The 19,365-nt window shown below is 71.0% G+C and carries 19 protein-coding genes; 11 read left to right on the forward strand and 8 right to left on the reverse strand.

All coding sequences use genetic code 11. From position 1 onward, the window contains the following. Positions 1 to 19 precede the first annotated feature (19 nt). Genes DA075_RS25515 through DA075_RS25525 form a run of 3 tightly spaced genes read left to right on the forward strand, consistent with a single transcriptional unit; the run spans position 20 to position 2,840 of the window. Positions 20 to 1,087 carry an ABC transporter ATP-binding protein gene (locus tag DA075_RS25515; RefSeq protein ID WP_099955612.1) on the forward strand — a complete coding sequence of 356 codons (1,068 nt, stop codon included), beginning with the start codon at positions 20 to 22 and terminating at the stop codon, positions 1,085 to 1,087. After that, positions 1,084 to 1,998 (forward strand): ABC transporter permease, encoded by a 915-nt coding sequence (locus DA075_RS25520; protein WP_232387160.1) that lies wholly within the window; start codon positions 1,084 to 1,086, stop codon positions 1,996 to 1,998. Before DA075_RS25515 ends, DA075_RS25520 begins: the two co-directional genes overlap by 4 nt. After that, positions 1,995 to 2,840 carry an ABC transporter permease gene (locus DA075_RS25525; RefSeq protein WP_099955613.1) on the forward strand — a complete coding sequence of 282 codons (846 nt, stop codon included), beginning with the start codon at positions 1,995 to 1,997 and terminating at the stop codon, positions 2,838 to 2,840. The genes DA075_RS25520 and DA075_RS25525 overlap by 4 nt, the downstream gene beginning before the upstream one ends. Before the next feature lie 135 nt (positions 2,841 to 2,975). Here DA075_RS25525 and DA075_RS25530 read toward each other — a convergent pair whose 3' ends face one another. After that, on the reverse strand, positions 2,976 to 3,623 hold the full coding sequence (locus tag DA075_RS25530) for a class I SAM-dependent methyltransferase (protein ID WP_099955614.1): 648 nt from the start codon (positions 3,621 to 3,623) through the stop codon (positions 2,976 to 2,978). Further along, positions 3,623 to 4,774 (reverse strand): glycosyltransferase, encoded by a 1,152-nt coding sequence (locus DA075_RS25535; RefSeq protein WP_099955615.1) that lies wholly within the window; start codon positions 4,772 to 4,774, stop codon positions 3,623 to 3,625. The genes DA075_RS25530 and DA075_RS25535 overlap by 1 nt, the downstream gene beginning before the upstream one ends. A 158-nt stretch (positions 4,775 to 4,932) precedes the next feature. On the opposite strand from DA075_RS25535, the gene DA075_RS25540 reads away from it, so the two are divergent. Continuing rightward, on the forward strand, positions 4,933 to 6,246 hold the full coding sequence (locus DA075_RS25540) for a DNA topoisomerase IB (protein ID WP_099955616.1): 1,314 nt from the start codon (positions 4,933 to 4,935) through the stop codon (positions 6,244 to 6,246). Between the two features lie 49 nt (positions 6,247 to 6,295). Here DA075_RS25540 and DA075_RS25545 read toward each other — a convergent pair whose 3' ends face one another. The 3 genes from DA075_RS25545 to DA075_RS25555 all read right to left on the reverse strand — a co-directional run bounded on the left by DA075_RS25545 (position 6,296) and on the right by DA075_RS25555 (position 8,633). Further along, positions 6,296 to 6,955: a LuxR C-terminal-related transcriptional regulator gene (locus DA075_RS25545; protein WP_099955617.1), complete on the reverse strand. Its 660-nt coding sequence runs from the start codon at positions 6,953 to 6,955 to the stop codon at positions 6,296 to 6,298. A gap of 268 nt (positions 6,956 to 7,223) precedes the next feature. Then, on the reverse strand, positions 7,224 to 7,691 hold the full coding sequence (locus tag DA075_RS25550; RefSeq protein WP_099955618.1) for a GNAT family N-acetyltransferase: 468 nt from the start codon (positions 7,689 to 7,691) through the stop codon (positions 7,224 to 7,226). A 39-nt stretch (positions 7,692 to 7,730) separates the two neighbouring features. Further along, positions 7,731 to 8,633: a GGDEF domain-containing response regulator gene (locus tag DA075_RS25555; protein ID WP_099955619.1), complete on the reverse strand. Its 903-nt coding sequence runs from the start codon at positions 8,631 to 8,633 to the stop codon at positions 7,731 to 7,733. Positions 8,634 to 8,738: 105 nt separating this feature from the next. Here DA075_RS25555 and DA075_RS25560 point away from each other — a divergent pair, with 105 nt between their 5' ends. Next, a complete protein-coding gene (locus DA075_RS25560; protein WP_099955620.1) occupies positions 8,739 to 9,065 on the forward strand; it encodes a hypothetical protein in 327 nt (108 codons plus the stop codon). Positions 9,066 to 9,069: 4 nt separating this feature from the next. On the opposite strand, the gene DA075_RS25565 is transcribed toward DA075_RS25560, so the two are convergent. Beyond that, entirely contained in the window at positions 9,070 to 9,894 is an 825-nt protein-coding gene (locus tag DA075_RS25565; protein ID WP_099955621.1) for an IclR family transcriptional regulator, read from the reverse strand. A gap of 229 nt (positions 9,895 to 10,123) precedes the next feature. Here DA075_RS25565 and DA075_RS25570 point away from each other — a divergent pair, with 229 nt between their 5' ends. The 5 genes from DA075_RS25570 to DA075_RS25590 all read left to right on the forward strand — a co-directional run bounded on the left by DA075_RS25570 (position 10,124) and on the right by DA075_RS25590 (position 15,438). After that, a complete protein-coding gene (locus DA075_RS25570) occupies positions 10,124 to 11,362 on the forward strand; it encodes a branched-chain amino acid ABC transporter substrate-binding protein (protein WP_232387155.1) in 1,239 nt (412 codons plus the stop codon). Between the two features lie 236 nt (positions 11,363 to 11,598). Continuing rightward, positions 11,599 to 12,552 carry a branched-chain amino acid ABC transporter permease gene (locus DA075_RS25575; RefSeq protein ID WP_099955623.1) on the forward strand — a complete coding sequence of 318 codons (954 nt, stop codon included), beginning with the start codon at positions 11,599 to 11,601 and terminating at the stop codon, positions 12,550 to 12,552. Next, the gene (locus DA075_RS25580) at positions 12,549 to 13,877 is read left to right on the forward strand and encodes a branched-chain amino acid ABC transporter permease (protein ID WP_099955624.1); all 1,329 of its coding nucleotides are present in this window, start codon (positions 12,549 to 12,551) and stop codon (positions 13,875 to 13,877) included. Before DA075_RS25575 ends, DA075_RS25580 begins: the two co-directional genes overlap by 4 nt. Then, positions 13,874 to 14,695: an ABC transporter ATP-binding protein gene (locus tag DA075_RS25585; protein WP_099955625.1), complete on the forward strand. Its 822-nt coding sequence runs from the start codon at positions 13,874 to 13,876 to the stop codon at positions 14,693 to 14,695. The genes DA075_RS25580 and DA075_RS25585 overlap by 4 nt, the downstream gene beginning before the upstream one ends. A gap of 14 nt (positions 14,696 to 14,709) precedes the next feature. After that, complete coding sequence (locus tag DA075_RS25590; RefSeq protein WP_099956805.1) at positions 14,710 to 15,438, forward strand: ABC transporter ATP-binding protein; 729 nt, start codon at positions 14,710 to 14,712, stop codon at positions 15,436 to 15,438. 159 nt (positions 15,439 to 15,597) lie between these two features. On the opposite strand, the gene DA075_RS25595 is transcribed toward DA075_RS25590, so the two are convergent. Beyond that, on the reverse strand, positions 15,598 to 16,020 hold the full coding sequence (locus DA075_RS25595) for an FKBP-type peptidyl-prolyl cis-trans isomerase (RefSeq protein ID WP_099955626.1): 423 nt from the start codon (positions 16,018 to 16,020) through the stop codon (positions 15,598 to 15,600). A 69-nt stretch (positions 16,021 to 16,089) separates the two neighbouring features. Continuing rightward, on the reverse strand, positions 16,090 to 16,842 hold the full coding sequence (gene otsB, locus DA075_RS25600; protein WP_099955627.1) for a trehalose-phosphatase: 753 nt from the start codon (positions 16,840 to 16,842) through the stop codon (positions 16,090 to 16,092). A gap of 574 nt (positions 16,843 to 17,416) precedes the next feature. Here otsB and DA075_RS25605 point away from each other — a divergent pair. Further along, positions 17,417 to 19,357, forward strand: coding sequence for a putative bifunctional diguanylate cyclase/phosphodiesterase (locus DA075_RS25605; RefSeq protein ID WP_164712487.1), 1,941 nt, complete (start codon positions 17,417 to 17,419; stop codon positions 19,355 to 19,357). Positions 19,358 to 19,365 lie beyond the last annotated feature (8 nt).

Here is a 19,365-nt window from a genome sequence, read left to right on the forward strand (position 1 = left end):
AGGCGGGGAGAGGACACCGATGGCACGCCACCACGAGGCGCCGCAGGATCTGCGCCTGAGCGGCCTGAGCCGCCGGTTCGGCGCGATGACCGCCCTCGACGGGCTCGACCTGACGATCCGGGGGGGCGAGTTCATCGCCCTCCTGGGCCCGTCCGGCTGCGGCAAGTCGACGGCGCTCAACTGCATCGCCGGACTGCTGCCGCTCACCGGCGGGTCGATCCATCTCGGCGAGCGCCGCATCGACCGGCTGAAGCCCGAGGAGCGCGGCTTCGGCATGGTGTTTCAGAGCTACGCGCTGTTCCCGCACATGAACGTGGCGAAGAACGTCGGCTTCGGCCTCGCCATGCGGGGTGTGAGGGGCCAGGAGGCCGCGCGCCGGGTCGACGACGCGCTGGCGCTGGTGCGGCTGCAATCCCAGGCCGCGAAGCTCCCGGGCCAGATGTCCGGCGGCCAGCAGCAGCGCGTCGCCATCGCGCGGGCGATCGTGATCGAGCCGCCGGTGGTGCTGATGGACGAGCCCCTGTCGAACCTCGACGCCAAGCTGCGCCTCGAGATGCGGGCCGAGATCCGCCGCATCCACGACACCATCGGCTCGACGACGATCTACGTCACGCACGACCAGGACGAGGCCCTGTCGATGGCCGACCGGATCGTGGTGATGCGCGACGGGCGCATCCGCCAGGTCGGCACGCCGGAGGACCTCTACGAGCGCCCGGCCCATCCGGACGTCGCCGACTTCATGGGCTTTCGCAATCGCCTGCGCGGCCGGGCGGTCGCCGTGGACGGCGCGCGGGCCGAGGTCGAGATCTGCGGCACCCGCCTCGCCGGCACCCTGCGGGAGACCCTGAGTCCCGGTGCGCCGGCCGTCGCGGCGATCCGCCCGGAAGACCTGACGCCCGCGACGGACGGCGTACCGGCCCGGGTCGCCAGCGTCGAGTATCGCGGCCGGGCCTTCTTCGGCACCGCCGTGGCGCAGGACGGGACCGAGCTGTTCTTCCGCTCCGACCGGGCAGTGGCGCAGGACGAGACGGTGCGCCTCGCCGCCGCCTCGCCGCGGGTCCTGGTCTTCCCCGGGGAGGCGGCGTGACCTCGGCCTCGCTCCCCACGGCCGCACCCCGGGCCGAGACGCCGCCGCTCGCGGTGCGGCTGGCCGCCAGCGGCCTCGATGGCACCACGCTCCTCGTGCTGCCCGCTCTCTTCGCGATCCTCGGCCTGTTCGTCTATCCCTTCGCCTATGGCCTGGTGCTGTCGCTGCAGCCGAAGGCCGGCGCCTGGTGGGCGAACTACGCCCGCTTCTTCTCCGACCCGTTCCTCTACGACACCGTCGCGGCGACCTTGCGCCTGGCGCTCCCCGTCACGGTGCTCAACCTCGCGCTGGCGGTGCCCATTGCCCTCAGGGTGCGGCTGATGCGCCGCCAGCGCCTGCTGACCACGATCCTGGTCCTGCCGATCACGCTCGGCACGGTGCTGGTGGCGGAAGGCCTGCTCAACTTCCTCGGGCCGCAGGGCTGGTTCAACCGCTCTCTCGTCTGGCTCGGGGTGATCGGGAGCCCGCTCAAGCTCACGAACAACTACTGGGGCGTGTTCGCCTCGCTCCTCATCACCGGCTTCCCGTTCGCGTTCCTGCTGACGCTCTCCTCGGTCACCGGCATCGATCCGGCCCTGGAGCAGGCGGCGGCGACCCATGGGGCCAATGCCTGGCAGCGCTTCACGAAGGTCATCCTGCCGCTGATCCTGCCGGGCCTCGCCGTGACCTTCTGCCTGTCCTTCGTCCAGGCCTTCTCGGTCTTCCCCTCCGCGGTGCTGCTCGGGGCGCCGGCGGGCGCCACGCGGGTGATCTCGATCGCGGCCTACCAGGCGGCGTTCGAGGAATACGATTACTCGCTGGCCTCGGCGATCGCGATGATCATGGGGGCGGTCCAGCTCGCCATCGTGGGGCTGCTGCTCTGGGGCCGCACGCTCCTCTATACCGGCCCGGTCGGAGGCACCAAGGGATGATCCGCGACACCGGCCTCGGCTCGCGCCTGTGGCGGATGGCGGTCTGGTCCGTCACGCTGCTGTTCTGCCTCAACCTCCTGGCGATGATCGCCGCGGTGGTGCTCAACTCCTTCGCCACGCGCTGGCTCGGCACCTGGCTGCCGCTCGGCTTCACCACCCGCTGGTACGCCGCGTCCTGGGACGAGTTCCAGCTCGGCGAGGTGCTGGTCGTGACGCTCCAGGTGGTGTTCCTGGTGGTGCTGGTCTCCGGGCTCCTCGGGGTCACGGCGGCCTACGCGCTGGCGCGCCGCGACTTTCCGGGCAAGCGGCTGGTGATGCTGGTCTTCCTGCTGCCGCTCCTGGTGCCGCCGATCACCTACGGCATCCCGCTCGCCACCGTGCTCTACCAGGCGGGCCTCGCCGGCACGCTGTGGGGCGTGGTGCTGGCCAACCTGGTGCCGAGCGTGCCCTTCGTGGTGCTGGTGATGATCCCGTTCATCGAGCAGATCGACCCGCGCATCGAGGCGGCGGCCCGGGTCTTCGGCGCCGGCACCCGCCAGCTCTTCCTGCGGATCCTGCTGCCGCTCCTCATCCCCGGCATCCTGGCCGCCCTGCTCCTGGTGCTGGTGCGCACCATCGCGATGTTCGAATTGACCTTCCTGGTCGCCGGGCCGACGAGCCAGACCCTGGTGGTGGCGCTCTATTACGCGGTCTTCGCCGCCGGCGTGCGCGCCGGGCAGTCGATCGACGCGATGGCGGTGGTCTACATGGCGGTGACGCTGATCTGGCTGGTGATCGCGCTCAGGTTCGTCAACCCGACGCAGATCGTGGCGCGGGCCAAGCAGCAGCAGGGCGCGCATTGATCAGCGGTTTAATTGAGTCCTGGGATCGATCCAGTTGCGCACATATCCTCACCGTCATCCCGGGGCTCCGCCTTCGCGGCCCCGGGATGACGCAGGGGGTTTCGAATTCGGCTCGCAATGCCGGGGGAGGAGACCTCACCCCCGAAACCGCCACACCCCCGTCCGCTTGATCTCGGCATCCTCCAGCGCCCGGGTCACCGGCACCTCGTAGGTCGCCAAGGTCTCCAGCCGGTCCTTCGGCAGGTAGGCCCGGCCCGGATCGCCCAGCAGCACCCGGGCGCCGCGGGCATGCAGGCCGGCCAGCCAGTCGCCGACCCGGGCGGCGAGGTCGCGCTCGTAGAAGATGTCGGCGGCGAGCACGCAGTCCCAGCCCTCGTCGCGGCCGATCAGGTCGGCCCCTTTCGCGGTGATGCGCTCGGCAACGCCGTTCTCGGCCGCGTTGAGGCCGATCGCCGCCAGCGCGAAGGGATCGAGGTCGCTCGCCTCGACCGAGGCCGCCCCCGCCATGGCGGCCGCGATGGCGACGAGGCCGGAGCCGGAGGCGAAGTCGAGCACCCGGGCGCCCGCCACCGTCTCGGGATGCTCCAGCACGTAGGCGGCGAGCGCTTGGCCGCCGGCCCAGGCAAAGGCCCAGAACGGCGGCGGAAGGCCGATCTCGCCCAGCTCCTCCTCGGTGCGGCCCCACAATTCCGTCGCCTCGTCGGCGACGTGCAGGCGGATCGCCGGGGCGTGCGGCACGGGACGGAGCGCCGTGTGGGCGCGGATGAAGGCGACCGGCTCCATCAGGCGAGCTCCGCGTAGAGCCGCAGCACGCGGGCCGTCACCGCGGCCTCGGTGAAGCCGCCGGTGATGATCCGGGCGCGGGCCGCCGCCCCCATCCGGGCAACGAGGGCGGGGTCGACGGCGAGCCGCGCCATCGCGGCGGCGAGCGCGGCGGGATCGTCCGGCGGCACGATCAGACCCTCGATCCCGTCCCGCACCAGGGTCCGGCAGCCCGGCACGTCGGTGGTGAGAGCCGCCCGTCCGCTCGCCGCCGCCTCCAGCAACGCCCGCGGCAAGCCCTCCCCGCCGCGGGAGGGCAGGCAGGCGACGTGGGCCTGGGCCAGGGCTCCGGCCACATCGTCGGTGGGGCCGTGCCAGACGACGCCGTCGCGCGACCACTCGCGCAGGGTCGCCTCGGGAATGGCGCGGCGGTTCGAGGGATCGGGGGCGCCGTGGAGGGCGAGTTCGAGGTTCGCGCCCTCGGCCCGCGCGAGATGGGCCGCCTTCACGGCCGTATCGATCCCCTTCGACCACAGCATCCGGGCGGTGAGCGCGATCCGCAGAGGCGGCTGCGGTGGCAGGGGCTGCGGGATCCACGCCTCCGGGTCGATGCCGGCACCGCCGACGACCGCGACGCGCGGGCTCTCCGGGTCGAGGCCGAGCAGCGTCGCGTCGTCCGGATTCTCGAACAGGTAACGGGTGCGGGCGGTCTCGAGGGGGCCGCGGATCAGAAGGCGCAGGGCGGTGCGGGCGAGGCGCCCCGTCCGGTCCTGCCGGGCGCCGATCAGCCCGAGGCCGGTCAGCGCGTAGACCCGCGACGGGATGCTGGCGAGCGTCGCTGCCGTGCCCCCGACCAGGATGCCCCGCAGGGCGATGCAGTGGACGACGTCGGCCTTGAGCGCCTTCAGGATCGCGGCGAGCTGGCCGGCGGCGTAGCCCGCCGCCATCGGGTTGAGGCTCGACCGCTCGGCCTCGAGCGCCACCACCCGGGCGCCGGTGGCGGCGATGACGTCGCGGTGCGCCCGCACCCGGGTGACGACCGAGACGGCGTGGCCGGCGGCCACCGCCGCACGGGCCATCGGCAGGAAGTGCGAGGCGAAGAACCAGTCCTCGGTGACCACGAAGGCGACATGCGCCCGCCGCCCCTCTCCGCCCGCGTCCTGTGGCTGCACCCGGTCTCTCCCGCTCAAGGTCCCGCCTTCCCTACAGCCTGGCGCCGCGCCGGGATACGGTCCGGCGGTCCTCCGCGCCTGGATACTCCGCGCCCGTAGGAACCCATGCGGGCACGCGCCGGTTGAGAGCGACCGCAACCCGTGAGGTCGTGAAGCCCATGCTGTCGGATCCCGAGATGGCGGAGCCTGCCGCCGAGGATCGCGTCGACACCCGCGACGCCGCCCGCGAGGCCGGCCTGCGCTACGTCAGCGACGAGGAGCCGGGCTATCGTCGCAAGCGCAACGGGCGCGGCTTCGCCTATGTCGACGGCACGGGCGCGAAGGTGCGCGACGCGGCGGCGCTGGCGCGGATCCGGTCGCTCGCGATCCCGCCCGCCTATACCGACGTGTGGATCTGCCGCCACGCCAACGGCCACATCCAGGCCACGGGGCGCGATGCCCGCGGCCGCAAGCAGTACCGCTACCATCCGGAGTTCCGCCAGGCCCGGGAGAGCACCAAGTTCGCCCACATGATGACCTTCGCGGAGGTGCTGCCGGGCATCCGCGCGACGGTCGAGGAGCATATGGGCCGGCGCGGGCTGCCGCGCGAGAAGGTGCTGGCGACGGTGGTGCACCTGCTCGAGACCACCCTGATCCGGGTCGGCAACGACGATTACGCCAAGCAGAACAAGAGCTACGGCCTCACCACCCTGCGCGACCCGCATGTCAGGATCGAGGGCCGGGAGCTGAGGTTCCGCTTCAAGGGCAAGAGCAACAAGGTCTGGGAGCTCGCGGTCCACGACCGCCGGGTGGCGAAGATTGTCAAGGCCTGCCAGGACCTGCCCGGCCAGGAGCTGTTTCAGTACCTCGATGAGGACGGGGAGCAGCGGGACGTGACCTCGGCCGACGTGAACGCGTATCTTCGCGAGATCACCGGCCGCGACATCACCGCCAAGGATTTTCGGACGTGGTCCGGGACGGTGCTGGCCGCGATGGCCTTGCGCGAGTTCGAGGCCTTCGACAGCGAGGCCAAGGCCAAGCGCAACGTGCGCGCGGCGATCGAGCGGGTGGCCGAGCGGCTCGGCAACACGCCGACGATCTGCCGCAAGTGCTACATCCACCCGGAGATCCTCGGCTGCTACCTCGAGGGCGAGCTGCTGCTCCAGGTCAAGGACGAGGTCGAGGCGGCCCTGCGCGACGACATTGCCCGCCTCAGGCCCGAGGAGACGGCGGTGCTCGGCCTGCTCCAGGGCCGCCTCGCCCGGGCCGCGCAGGAGGCGAGGACGAAGGCCGGGACGGGGCGCAACAAGGGATCCTCGAGCAAGGGGTCCTCGAACAAGGGATCCTCGAGCAAACGGTCCACGAGCAAGGACCGCATGAAGGAGGCGGAGCCGGGCAAGGGAACCATGGCGAAGGGGCGCTCGGTCAAGGGTGAAAGAGCTTCGGCCGGCTCGTCACGGTCCGGCAAGGCGGCGGCCCGCAAGGCCGCCTGATTCGGGGCGGTTCCTCCGGGGACCGCCTGTGATCCACCGCGCCGCCCCCTCAATGGGGAGCGGCGCCATGTGCCTCGTGGGAGAGGCGCCGCAGGGGCCGGGTCTCGCCTTCGAGCACTGGCGCCAGGCCGATCTGCCGGGCGAGCTGAACCAGGTCCTTGAGCCGGCCGGTCTTGGTCTTGCGGCGCAGGTTGAGCCGGTGGGTCTCGACCGTGCGCACGCTCACCGTGAGGCGGCGCGCCACCTCCTTGTTGCTGAAGCCGGCGCTGAGGAAGCGCAGCACCTCGGCCTCCCGCGGGGTGAGCCCCAGGCTCTCGGCCGCCGACTCGGACGCCGGATTCTCCGCCTCGCCCTCGTGCAGCGGCAGGCCATGGGCGAGCGCCAGGATCGTCGCGCAGATGTCGCGCGGCGACGCGCAGCGGGCCACGAAGGCATCGGCGCCCGCCGTGGCGAGCCGGCCGATCTCCGCCGCGTCGGCGGCCTGGAACGCCACCAGGATCCGGGCCTCCGGCGCCCGCGCGCGCAAGGACGCCACTGCCGCCGGGCCGATCTCGGGCGCGAAGGCCAGGACGACGCAGGGCGAGCCGGCTTCCTCGAGTTCCTCCTCGCCCACCGTCCGCAAGGCCGGATGATGCTCCAGCGTCGCCCGGAAGGCGGCGCCCAGATCCGACGGCTCGTTGATGATCAGAACCCTGACGGCGTCACTCATGCCGCTTGCCTCCGTTCCAGCGCGATACAGGCGCGGTGCCTACGGAGGAGACGGATCAAGCCTTGTTCCAGCGCGGCGGGGGGAGGGTCGTGCGGGACGGGCTTTGCGGCAGAGCGAGGGCGCGCCCGAGGGGCGGAATGCCTAGGTAGACCGACTCTGCGGCAGGATGTCGCGAAAAGCGGGGCGGACGGAGCCGGCGCGCGAGGCGAGAGGACCCGAAAGTCCGGACCAGTTTGACACGCGCGCCTCGGTATTTTCCCGCATTGGGTCAGGCCGGGATGGCGCGTTCCAGGAAGAGGCTGACCGGCAGCGCGCGATAAGGCGGGAACGGACCGCGGCACGTGAAGCCCGCGCGGCGGTAGAGTGCCTGGGCCTCGGTGTTGCGGCTGCCGACCTCGAGGACGATCGCGCGGGCGCCGAGCCGTCGCGCCTCGGACTCGGCGCCCCGCACCAAAGCGGACCCGACGCCGCGCCCGCGCGCCTCCGCGGCGACGATCATGCGCTTCAGCTCCACCGCGCCGGCGCCGTGCTCGATCACGGCACGGAGGCCGGCCGCCGCTCCGGCGATGCGCGCGACGAGGATGGGGGTTCCCGGTACGGCCAGGCTCTCCGGCGTGATCGGGCGGCGCTGAGCCTCCGGATAGAGGCGCGCCGCCACGGCATCCGCCAGTGACAGGAGGACCGCCACGTCCTCCTGCAGGGGTGTTTCCACGCCGATGGTTGCGGCTGCCGTCATGACCCGAGGTTAGACGGATCCGGCCGAGCCGTCATCGGCCTACCCGGCCCGCGCCAGGATCAGGTCGGTGGCCGCCGAGACGACCCGGTTGCGCCCCGTGCTCTTGGCCTCGTAGAGGGCGATGTCGGCGCGCTTGAGCAGGCCGCCGACGGTCTCGCCCTCGGACCAGGTGCTGACGCCGAAGCTCGCGGTGAGCTGCACCGGGCCGCGCTGGCCCTTGAAGCGCAGCTGCGTGCAGCGCAGCCGCAGGCGCCCGGCGGCGGCCTCGGCCTCCTCCAGGTTCCGCCCGGGCAGGGCCAGGGCGAATTCCTCGCCGCCGACGCGCCCGGCGATGCCGCCGGCCTCGGTGAGCAGCTCCGCGGCGACGCCCCGGATCGCCGTGTCGCCGACCTCGTGGCCGTGCTGGTCGTTGATGGCCTTGAACTGGTCGATGTCGACCATCACCATCGACAGCCGTCCGTGGGCCCCGGCCCGGTCCGCGACCTCGCCGACCCTTTGCAGGAAGGCGCGGCGGTTGAGGAGCCCGGTCAGCGCGTCGGCCTCGGCGAGGCGGATCAGCTCGCGCTGCATCCCGGTCATCCGCTCGGCCGCCCGCAGGCGGGCATAGAGCTCCTCCGGGCCCGGCGGCTTGTCGATGAAGTCGTCCGAGCCGCTGTCGAGCGCCTCCGCCAGGTTGCGGGCGTTGCGGGCCGACGACATCGTGATGATGTAGAGCGGGCGGTGCGCATCCGCGAGCAGCCGGGCCGACCAGCACAGCTCCAGGCCGCTGAGGGGACGCACCTCGAGGCTGGTGATCAGGGTGGTGACCGATGCGTTGTCGGTGACGAAATCGAGCGCCTCGCGCGAATCCGTGAACGTGTCCACGGTATGGCCGCGGGGCGTCAGGAGCCCGCTGATGACCTTGAGCACCACCCGGCTCGGATCGACGACGACGATGTGCATGGCGTCCCCCGGCAGGAGGACCCGCTCCCGCTTCCCGCGACGAGGTTGCGCGCGAAGGTTTAACGCCCTCTCAAAGCCTCACGGGCGATCGCGGAGCTTACGGTGATGCCGCGCAAGACGGTCCCGACCACGCCGGACGGGCGCTACATCGTGGTGCGCGGGCGGCTGTGGCGCTGCTCCGATCCGTCTCTGCCGGCCGCCCGGCGCGAGGCCCTGGTGCAGGATCTGATGCGGGCCCGCCGCGCCGTGCGCGACGCGAAGGCCGAAGGCGGGGCCGCCCTGGCCGAGGCCCGCGCGGCGGTCGACGCGGCCAAGCACGGGCTCGGCGAGCGCGGCCCGCCCTGGTGGACCGACGGGGCGCCGGACTACAACCGGCACCTCGCCCGCAACACGCCCTATGCGGCGTGGTTCGCGGGCCTGGAGGAGGCGTGATCCGTCAATCGACGATCCCGAGCGAGCGCATGCGCTCGATCGTCTCCATCAGCCGCGGGCCGGTGTCCCGGCGCAGGACCTCCTCGGTGAGCAGGAAGGCCGGGCCGCTGATGTTGAGCGCGAAATGGCCGCGCCCGCCGGGGGCGTGGATCGGGGCCGCGACGGCATTGATGTCCTGGTGCCAGATGCCGATGCCGACGCAGAAGCCGTGCTCGGCGATCTCGGCGGCGCAGCGGCGATAGGTCTGGTCGAGCCGCGTCGCATCGGCGCCATCGCGGCGCAGGCGGGTCATGAGCGCGGATCGCGCCGCCTCGTCGAGGCTCGACAGCGTCGCCATGCCCATGGCGCTGCGGGCCAGCGGCAGGCGGTAGCCGACCTCGCTCGACAGGACGATGCGCTGGCCTTCCCCGCGCCAGAGCTGGACGTAGACGCTCGACAGCCCGTCGAGGAGGCCGAGCGCCACGTGGGCCTGCACCGCCGTGGCGAGGTCCTGCAGGAACGGCTTGACCATCTGCGGGAAGGAGTTCTGCCGCAGGAAGGCGGCGCTCAGCGCCAGCACGGCGGGACCCAGGCCGTAGCGCTCGCCCTCCGGGTCGTGCACCAGGTAGCCGAGGGACAGGAGCGTGTGGGTCAGGCGCGAGACGGTGGGCTTCGGCAGGCCGGTGCGGGACGCGATCTCGCGGTTGCCTAGCATCTCGGCCGCGTCCCGGAAGGCGCGCAGGACCTGGAGGCCGCGGGAGAGCGCGGTGACGAATTGCCGGTCGCTGTCCTCCGGCTCCGCGCTCTCCTGCATGATCGCGCCGGCGCGCGCCGCCACCGCCTGTGCCATGCTGCCGCCTCCCTCCCACGCCCTGTCTTACGGATCTCGTTCCGGGCGACTCCCAGGGTGACGGGACGCCGCCGGCTCGGCAACATGTTTCGCGATGCGGATCGTCATTTCGCGGCTTGACCCGTCCCGGACGGGGAGGCAGTGTCAGCTCAAGGCGGGCAAGGACCCGCCGGCGACGCCGAATGCGGCGCGCCACAAGAACGCGGGAACGCCATTCCAGGAGGACGCCTTGGTCAAGACCCTCGCGCGCATCACGGCCGCCGGCCTCGTGGCCCTGGCGGCCTCGACTGCGCTCGCCGCGCCGATGAGCCTGAAGATCGCCTTCGTCGATCCGCTCTCCGGCGGCGGGGCCAGCACCGGCGAGGCCGGGCTGAAGACTTTCCAGTTCATGGCCGAGCAGCTCAACGCCAAGAACCCCGACCTGAAGCTCGAGGTGACCGGCTACGACAACAAGCTCAACCCGCAGGAGAGCCTGGTCCAGCTCCAGAAGGCGATCGATTCCGGCGCCCGGGTGGTGGTGCAGGGCAACGGCTCCTCGGTCGGCGCCGCGCTGATCGACTTCGTCGGCAAGTACAACGACCGCAATCCTGGCAAGGAGATCATCTATCTCAACTACGCCGCGGTCGATCCGGCGCTGACCAATGCCAAGTGCAATTACTGGCACTTCCGGTTCGACGCCAATTCCGATATCAAGATGGCGGCCCTGACCAACTACATCAAGGGCAAGCCCGAGGTGAAGAAGGTCTACCTGATTAATCAGGATTACTCGCACGGCCAGGCGGTGCGCGCCGCGGCCCGGGCGATGCTGAAGGAGAAGCGGCCCGACATCCAGATCGTCGGCGACGAGGTGGCGCCGCTGCAGAAGGTCAACGACTTCTCGCCCTACATCGCCAAGATCAAGGCCTCGGGCGCCGACGCGGTGATCACCGGCAACTGGGCGCAGGACATGGCGCTGCTGCTGAAAGCGGCGGGCGATGCCGGGCTTCAGGCCAATTTCTACACCTATTACGGCGGCGGCAGCGGCGGTCCGACGGCGATCAAGCAGGCCAACCTGCCCGACCGGGTGTTCCAGATCTCCGAGGGCTACGCCAACATCGATTCCAAGGCCGGCCACGACTTCGAGACTGCCTTCCGCGCCAAGACCGGCCAGGAGCTGACCTATCCGCGGGTGGTCAACCTGATGAACATCCTGGCCAAGGCGACGCTCGCCGCCAAGTCGACCGACCCGAAGGCCATCGCCAAGGCGATGGATGCGATCCACAACGACACGCTCTACGGCAAGGACAGCTTCATCCGGCCGGACGATCACCAGATCTTCCAGCCGATCTACATCTCGCGATTCGGTCCGGTCGACACTACGAAGGTCCTCGACAGCGAGAATACCGGCTGGGGCTGGACCGGATCGGGCGAGGTCAGCGCCCAGGACACCCTGCTGCCGACCACCTGCAAGATGGACCGGCCGAGCTGAGGAAGGGAGGGCGGCACCCCGGGGTGACGGGGTGCCGCTTCGCGTCGCGCGACTGTCCTGACCCGAAAGGCCCCTTCCCGGATCTCCTTCCGCTGGGGCTCCCGTCGCGCAGGCCCTGTCCGGGCCCGGACAGGGCGGGGTCGAGGCAGATCCGAAGCCGGTGGGTGCGCCCGCCGGCCCGCCATCCCGGGAACCGCATCCCGGCCCCGGCGCCCCGCACCGGCAGGAGACCCCGCGTGCTCGAACTCGTCATCATCTCGACGCTGAACGGCGTGCTCTACGGGATGCTGCTCTTCCTGATGGCGAGCGGCCTCACCCTCATCTTCAGCATGATGGGCGTGCTCAACTTCGCGCATGCCAGCTTCTACATGCTGGGCGCGTTCTTCGGCTACCAGATCAGCCGCTTCGCCGGCTTCTGGGTCGGCCTCGTCGTCGCGCCGGTGGTGGTCGGCGGGATCGGCGCGCTCGTCGAGCGCTACGGCCTGCGCAACGTCCACCGCCACGGCCACGTGCCGGAGCTGCTCTTCACCTTCGGCCTCGCCTACGTGATCGAGGAGGTGGTGCAGATGGTCTGGGGCAAGCTGCCGGTCGATTACCGCGTGCCGGCCATCCTCGACTTTCCGGCCTTCACGGTGTTCGGCACCAACTACCCGGCCTACAAGCTGTTCATGCTGGTGATCTCGGTGGTGATCTTCATCGCCCTGCTGGCCGTCCTGACGCGGACGCGGGTCGGGCTGATCATCCAGGCGGCCCTGACCCATCCCAACATGGTGGCGATGCTCGGCCACGACGTCCCCAAGGTGTTCATGCTGGTCTTCGGCGTCGGCACCGGCCTCGCCGCGGTCGCCGGCGTCATCGCCGGGCCGGCGCTCGTGACACAGGCCAACATGGCGGGGCTGCTCGGGCCGATCCTGTTCGTGGTGGTGGTGGTCGGGGGACTGGGCTCGCTCACCGGCGCCTTCGCGGCCTCGCTCCTGATCGGGCTGGTGCAGACCTTCGCGATCTCGCTCGACGTCTCGGTCGCCAGCGTCCTCCAGGCCGTCGGCATCGATGCCGCGCCGTCCGGCGGCGTGCTGGGCGACCTGTGGAACGTGACGATCGCCCAGGTCGGACCGATCATCCCCTACCTCCTGCTGGTCCTCGTGCTGATCGCGCGGCCGACCGGCCTGCTCGGGAACCGCGAAGCATGAGCGACCTCGCCGACATCGCGCCGTCCGGGTCCTTCGCGCAGGCAGGCAGCCGACCGTCGATCCGCCCGCGGGGGCTAAGCCTCGTCGCCCGGGTCGCGCCCTGGATCCTCGCCGCCGCGATCCTGGTCGTGGCGCCGCTCGTCTTCACCAGCGGCACGGCGCTGACCATGATGAGCCTGATGGGCATCATGGTGGTGTTCTCCCTGTCCTACAACATGCTGCTCGGCCAGACCGGGCTCCTGTCCTTCGGTCACGCGGTCTATTACGGCTTGGGCGCCTTCTTCACCGTCCACGCGATGAACCTGGTGGCGTCCTTGCGGCTGCCCGTGCCGCTGCCGCTGATGCCGGTGGTGGGGGGGCTCGCGGGCCTCGCCTTCGGGATCCTGTTCGGGGCGATCTCGACGAGGCGCGCCGGCACCGTCTTCGCCATGATCTCGCTCGGCATCGCCGAGCTGGTCTCGTCCGGCTCGCACGTCCTGAACAGCTTCTTCGGCGGCGAGGAGGGCATCACCGCCAACCGCACCAAGATGCTGCGCGTGTTCGATCTCAGCTTCGGGCCGCAGATCCAGGTCTACTATCTGATCGCCGCCTGGTGCCTGATCTGCGCGGTGGCGATGTACGCGATCACCCGGACGCCGCTCGGGCGCCTGTGCAACGCCGTGCGGGAGAACCCGGAGCGGGTCGAGTTCCTGGGCTACGAGCCGCAGGCGATCCGCATCACCGCCTTCTGCCTGTCGGCGCTGTTCGCCGGCGTCGCGGGCGCGCTGGCGGCGATCAACTTCGAGATCGCCAACTCGGCCTATCTCGGGGTGCACCAGTCCGGCGTGGTGCTGCTCGCGACCTTCATCGGCGGCATCGGCACCTTCATCGGCCCGGTCGTCGGCGCCGTGGTGGTGACGCTGCTCCAGGTCTCGCTCAGCGACCTCACGGAAGTCTGGCAGCTCTATTTCGGGCTCCTGTTCATCGCCATCGTGATGTTCGCCCCCGGCGGCATCGCCGGTCTCGCTCTGATGCACGGCCCGCTCATCCGCGCCGGCACCGTCCACCGCTTGGCTCCGGCCTATCTCCTGGCCCTCGGGCCGTTCGTCATCATGCTGGCGGGCATCATCGCGCTGATCGAGATGGCGTTCCGGATGCTGGTCAAGGCGAGCGACGGCACCGAGATGAGCCTCGCCGGGTTCGGCTTCGACGCCGCCCACGTCCTGCCCTGGATCGTCGCCGGTGCCATGGCGATCGGCGGCGCGCTCGCCTTGCGCGCCGTGCTGCCCCGGGTCGCGGCCGCCTGGCACGAGGCCTCCGCCGCCGCCAAGGAGAAGCTGGCATGAGTTCCGTCGGCAACAATCCCGTCAGCAAGAATTCCGTCGGCATTGGCCCCGTGAGCACGAGCCCCGCGATCGAGCTGTCCGGCGTCCACAAGAGCTTCGGCCCGGCCAAGATCATCAACGGCGTCGACCTCGCCGTCCCGGTGGGCGAGCGCCACGCCATCATCGGGCCGAACGGCGCCGGCAAGTCGACCCTGTTCCACCTGATCAGCGGCCGCTTCGCGCCGACGAGCGGCACGATCCGGCTCGAGGGCCAGGACATCACCGGCTGGCGCCCGGCGGCGATCAACCGGGCCGGCCTCGCCCGCAGCTTCCAGGTGACCAACATCTTCCCCAAGCTCAGCGTGTGGGAGAACGTGCGCTGCGCTGTGCTGCGGGCGATGGGCCACGGCCCGTCCTTCTGGCGCGGCGTCGAGAGCCTGCCGGGCGTGGCCGAGCGCACGGAGGAGATTCTCTCCCGCATCCGCCTCGGCCACCGCGCCTCGGTGGCGGCGGGGCTGCTGGCCTATGCCGAGCAGCGGGCCCTCGAGATCGGCATCGCCATCGCCAGCGACGCGCGGGTGATCCTCCTCGACGAGCCGATGGCCGGGATGAGCCACAGCGAGAGCGAGCACGCGACCCAGCTGATCCGCGAGGTCACCACGGGCCGCACGCTGCTGATGGTCGAGCACGACATGGCGGTGGTGTTCGGGCTCGCCGACCGCATCTCCGTGCTGGTCTACGGCCGGATCATCGCCACCGACACGCCCGCCCGCATCCGGGAGAACCGCGCCGTGCAGGAAGCCTATCTGGGCGTCGCCGCCGGGGAGGAGGCCGCGTGAGCGCCGCCCTCGCGATGCCGGCGGCCTCGGCCGCCACCGGGCCCGCCCTCCTCGAGGTCGAGGATCTGCACGCCTATTACGGCAAGAGCCATATCCTCCAGGGGGTGAGCTTCCGGGTCGGGGCCGGCGAGATCGTGTCGATCCTCGGCCGCAACGGCGTCGGGCGCTCCACCACCCTCAAGGCGATCATGGGCGACGTGCCGCCCCGCGGGCAGATCCGCTTCAAGGGCCAGCCGATCGCCGGCCTCAAGCCCTACGCGGTCGCCCGCCGGGGCCTGGGCTACGTGCCGGAGGAGCGGGCGATCTTCCCCAAGCTCACGGTGCGGCAGAACCTGGCGCTCGGCGAGAAGAGCGGGAAGCGCGGCGGGCGCTGGTCCTACGCCGACATCTTCCGGCTGTTTCCGCGGCTGGAGGAGCGGATCGACACGCCCGGCGGCGTGCTGTCGGGCGGCGAGCAGCAGATGCTCACCATCTGCCGCACCCTGATGGGCGATCCCGACCTGATCATGATCGACGAGCCGACGGAGGGCCTGTCGCCCCAGATGGTCGCCCGCGTCGCCGAGATGATCGGCGAGATCGCCGCCCGCGGCGTGTCCGTGCTGCTGGTCGAGCAGAAGCTGACCATCGCCCTCAAGCTGTCGCAGCGCCTCTACGTGATGGGCCACGGCCACGTCGTGTTCGAGGGCACGCCGGCCGCGCTCAGCGCCAACGAGGCGGTTCGGCGGGAATGGCTGGAGGTCTGAGGATCGACCGTCCCGGCGATTGCCCCTGATTCGTCCCACCCGCGACCTCGTCCTGAGGTCGCGGGTGGGAGAGTCATCAACCGGGTCTCGAACCGGATGGCTCGATGCAACCCAACTCGATTCCCGATCCGATCGCGGCGCTCGCAGCGATCGGCTTGCTCAGCGCACGCCGAGCAGCTCGACGTCGAACATCAGCGTGGCGTTCGGCGGGATCACGCCGCCGGCGCCGCGGGCGCCGTAGCCGAGGTCGGGCGGGATGACGAGGGTGCGCTTGCCGCCGACCTTCATGGTCGACAGGCCCTCGTCCCAACCCTTGATGACCTGGCCGGTGCCGACCGCGAAGTTCAGCGGCTGCCCACGGTCGAGCGAGCTGTCGAACTTCGCGCCCTTCTTGCCGTCCTGGTAGAGCCAGCCGGTATAGTGGACGCTGACGGTCTGGCCGGTCTTCGGCTGCGGACCGGTGCCGGCGACCGTATCCTTGTACTGGAGGCCGGACGGGGCGGTGACGAACGAGTCGGCGGAGGCTGAGGCGGTCATGGCGATCGTAAGGGCTCCGACAAGGTAGAAGGGCGAACGGCGCATCGACGGGATCGTTCCTGTGCGTGACGTCGGAGCCCCAGTTAGGGCATTGCCGGGCCGGCGGATAGGCCGTCAGGCCGGCGGGAGCGATCCGGGATCGATCGCGCCGCCCTCGGCCCAGCCGAGGAGCAGGGCCCGCACCGCGGCCGGATCGGCGAGGCGGTGACGGGCGACCGTCTCGCCGGGCCCGACCCGCACGGTGATCCCGCCATCCTCGTTCACCGGGACGAAGGCCTTCTCGTCGGTGAGGTCGTCGCCGATGAAGACCGCCCGGCGGCCGGAATAGGGCGTCTCGCGCAGGAAGCCCCGGATGGCATGGCCCTTGGTGGCACTGGCGGGGAGGATCTCGGCCACCGCCTTGCCCTGCTGCAGCCGGTAGACCTCGCCGAGCGTGCCGGCGACCGCGGCGACGATCTCCTGCGCGCGGGCCGCGGCGTCCTCGGCGGCGAGGCGCCAATGCACCGCGACCGAGCAGCCCTTGTCCTCGATCAGCACGCCGTCGAGATCGGCCGTCTCCCGCTGAAGGGTGGCGACGCCGGCGCGCAGGGTGGGATGCGCGGCCGGATCGCCGCCGACGACCCGGCCGCCGAGGCGCTGCTCGACTCCGTGCAGGCCGGCGACGTCGAAGCGCTCCGGGGTCAGGAAGCCGTCGATGGTGGCGATCGGCCGGCCGGTCACCAGCGCCAGCGCACCGCCGAGGCGGGTGCGCAGCCGCGCGAGCCCCGCCGGCAGCGAGGGCGGAACCGCGACGCCGTCGGGACGCGGCGCGATCTCGACCAGGGTGCCGTCGAAATCGAGGAAGAGGGCGTAGGCGGTGTCGGTCAAGGAATCGCGTCTCCCGTCGCTGCCGGAGCATCGTCCGGGACGAACCGGTCGCCGGTTCGTCCCGGACGATGCCGCAAAGCCAGAGGCTTCGAGCATCTCCCGATGGCCGCGCGATCGGGTGGTGCTCGGGGGGCCGTCGGGGTGAAAGCGGCGCGACCGGCTTCCTCCCCGGGGCTTACATAGCAGCCGGGCCCGCGAGGCAAAGCCGGGGCGAGCGGACGGGACGGCATCGCGTCGCTCGGGAAACCGCACCGCCCGGATTGTGCGTCGTCGTGATTCCAGGGACATATTCCTAATCATGGGGCAATGATCGCGCCGGCGCGTCGCAGGGACGGGTAGATTTCACTCGAATGTCACGCTGCGGAAGGCCTTTCCCAAGCGGAATGACGATCCCCGCGACACAGGCCGCTCCCGTCCGCCGCGGCGCGGAGGCGGCGATCCTGCACGGGAATAACCGTCATCTGCTGGTCCTCGGCACCTAGGTAACCTTTGATTCAAGCGCACGTGATTTCTGAGTGGAGAGTGCGGTGCCATGATCGGCGGGACCGGGTGGGGTGGACGCGCAGTGCGCAGAATGCAGACCATCGCAGATCTGTTCCGGATCGAAACCGCGAACCCGAACCTGATGCGGGCCCAGATGCGGGCCCTGCACAACCAGGTGCCGCTGCTCTACGTCATCCTGGCGATCAACTCGACGGCGGTGGCGGTGACCTATCTGGGCGTCGCGCCGGACCGGATCACCCTCTACCCGCTCGGCGGATTGCTGGCCTTGTGCGGCCTGCGCCTCGGGTTGTGGCTGGCCCGGCGCGGGCATCCGATCGACGAGACCCGGATCGCCGCCAAGCTGCGGTTGACGGTCGGGCTCGCCGGCGCGCTGGCGGTCGGCTTCATGGCCTGGGCCAGCGCGCTCTCCGGGTACGGCGACGCCGACGCGCGGGCGCACCTGCTGTTCTATGTCGGCACCACCACGATCGCCTGCGTGTTCTGCCTCGCGCATCTGCGCGCGGCGGCGCTGCTGGTGACGGCGATCGTCACCGTTCTCTTCTGCCTGCAAGTCAGCCGCCACGACAACCAGGTGATGCGGGCGATCGGCCTCAACCTGGTGATCGTCAGCGCCGCCCTGACCTTCGTGATCGTCGCCTATTACCGGGACTTCACCCGCCTGATCGGCCAGCAGGTCGAGCTCGAGCGCCTGAGCCGGGAGAACCTGCGGCTCGCCAATCTCGACACGCTGACCGAGCTGCCCAACCGCCGCAGCTTCTTCGCCACCCTGGACCAGGCGGCGGACGAGGCGGCGGGCGGGGCTGAGCCGTTCGGTGTCGGCCTGGTCGATCTCGACGGGTTCAAGCCGGTCAACGACGCTCACGGGCACGGCGCCGGAGACGCGGTGCTGCAGGAGGCCGCCCGGCGCCTGCAGGACGTGGTGGGCGAGGCGGGGGTGGTGGCGCGCATCGGCGGCGACGAGTTCGGCCTCGTCCTGCGGGGCACCGGCGGGCTGATGACCATGGGCGAGGCGATCTGCGGGGCCCTGGCGGCGCCGTTCCGGCTGCCGCATGGCGGCACCGCCCAGATCGGCGCCTCGATCGGCTTCGCCACCTGTCCGGAAGCGGGCCACAAGGCGGCCCAGCTGGTCGAGCGGGCGGATTACGCCCTGTACTACGCCAAGGCGCATAGCCGCGGCGGCGCCGTGCTGTTCACCGAGGAGCACGAGCGGTTGCTGCGCACCCAGAGCGTGATCGAGCAGGCCCTGCGCCATGCCGACCTGGCGCGGGAGATGAGCCTGGTCTTCCAGCCGATCGTCGACGTGAGGCGCGGCGGAACGGTGGCGTTCGAGGCGCTGGCGCGCTGGACCAGCCCGGAGCTCGGCCCGATCTCGCCGGCGGTCTTCGTGCCCATCGCCGAGCGCTCGGGCCTCATCACCCGCATCACCGCGGTGCTGCTCGGCCAGGCGCTCGCCGCCGCCAGGGCCTGGCCGGACCGGGTCGCCCTGTCCTTCAACCTGTCGATGGCGGATATCGCCTCGCCGCAGGCCGCCGCCGGCATCGTCGCGGCCATCCGGGCGAGCGGCCTCGCCCTCGGGCGGGTGATCCTGGAGGTGACCGAGACCGCGCTGATCCAGGACGTGGCGCAGGCCCAGACCGTGCTCGAGACCCTCAAGGCGAGCGGCATCGCCATCGCGCTCGACGATTTCGGCACCGGCTACTCGTCCCTGAGCTACGTCCACCGCCTGCCGCTGGACAAGCTCAAGATCGACCGCAGCTTCGTCAGCGAGGTCACCACCGATCCGGCCAGCCGCGACATCATCACGTCGATCGCCGCGCTCGCCCGTAACCTGCGCCTCGATTGCGTGGTGGAAGGGATCGAGACCGGCGAGCAGGCCCGCCTGCTCGAAGGGCTCGGCTTCGTGCTGATGCAGGGCTACCATTTCCATCGCCCGATGGGCTTCTGCGATACCCTGCGCTACCTCGATGCCGAGGCAGTGCGGGCGATCCGGCCGGTCCAGGCGGTCGCTTGACCGGTCGC

It is taken from the genome of Methylobacterium currus (genome assembly GCF_003058325.1).
GTDB classification, from domain to species: domain Bacteria; phylum Pseudomonadota; class Alphaproteobacteria; order Rhizobiales; family Beijerinckiaceae; genus Methylobacterium; species Methylobacterium currus.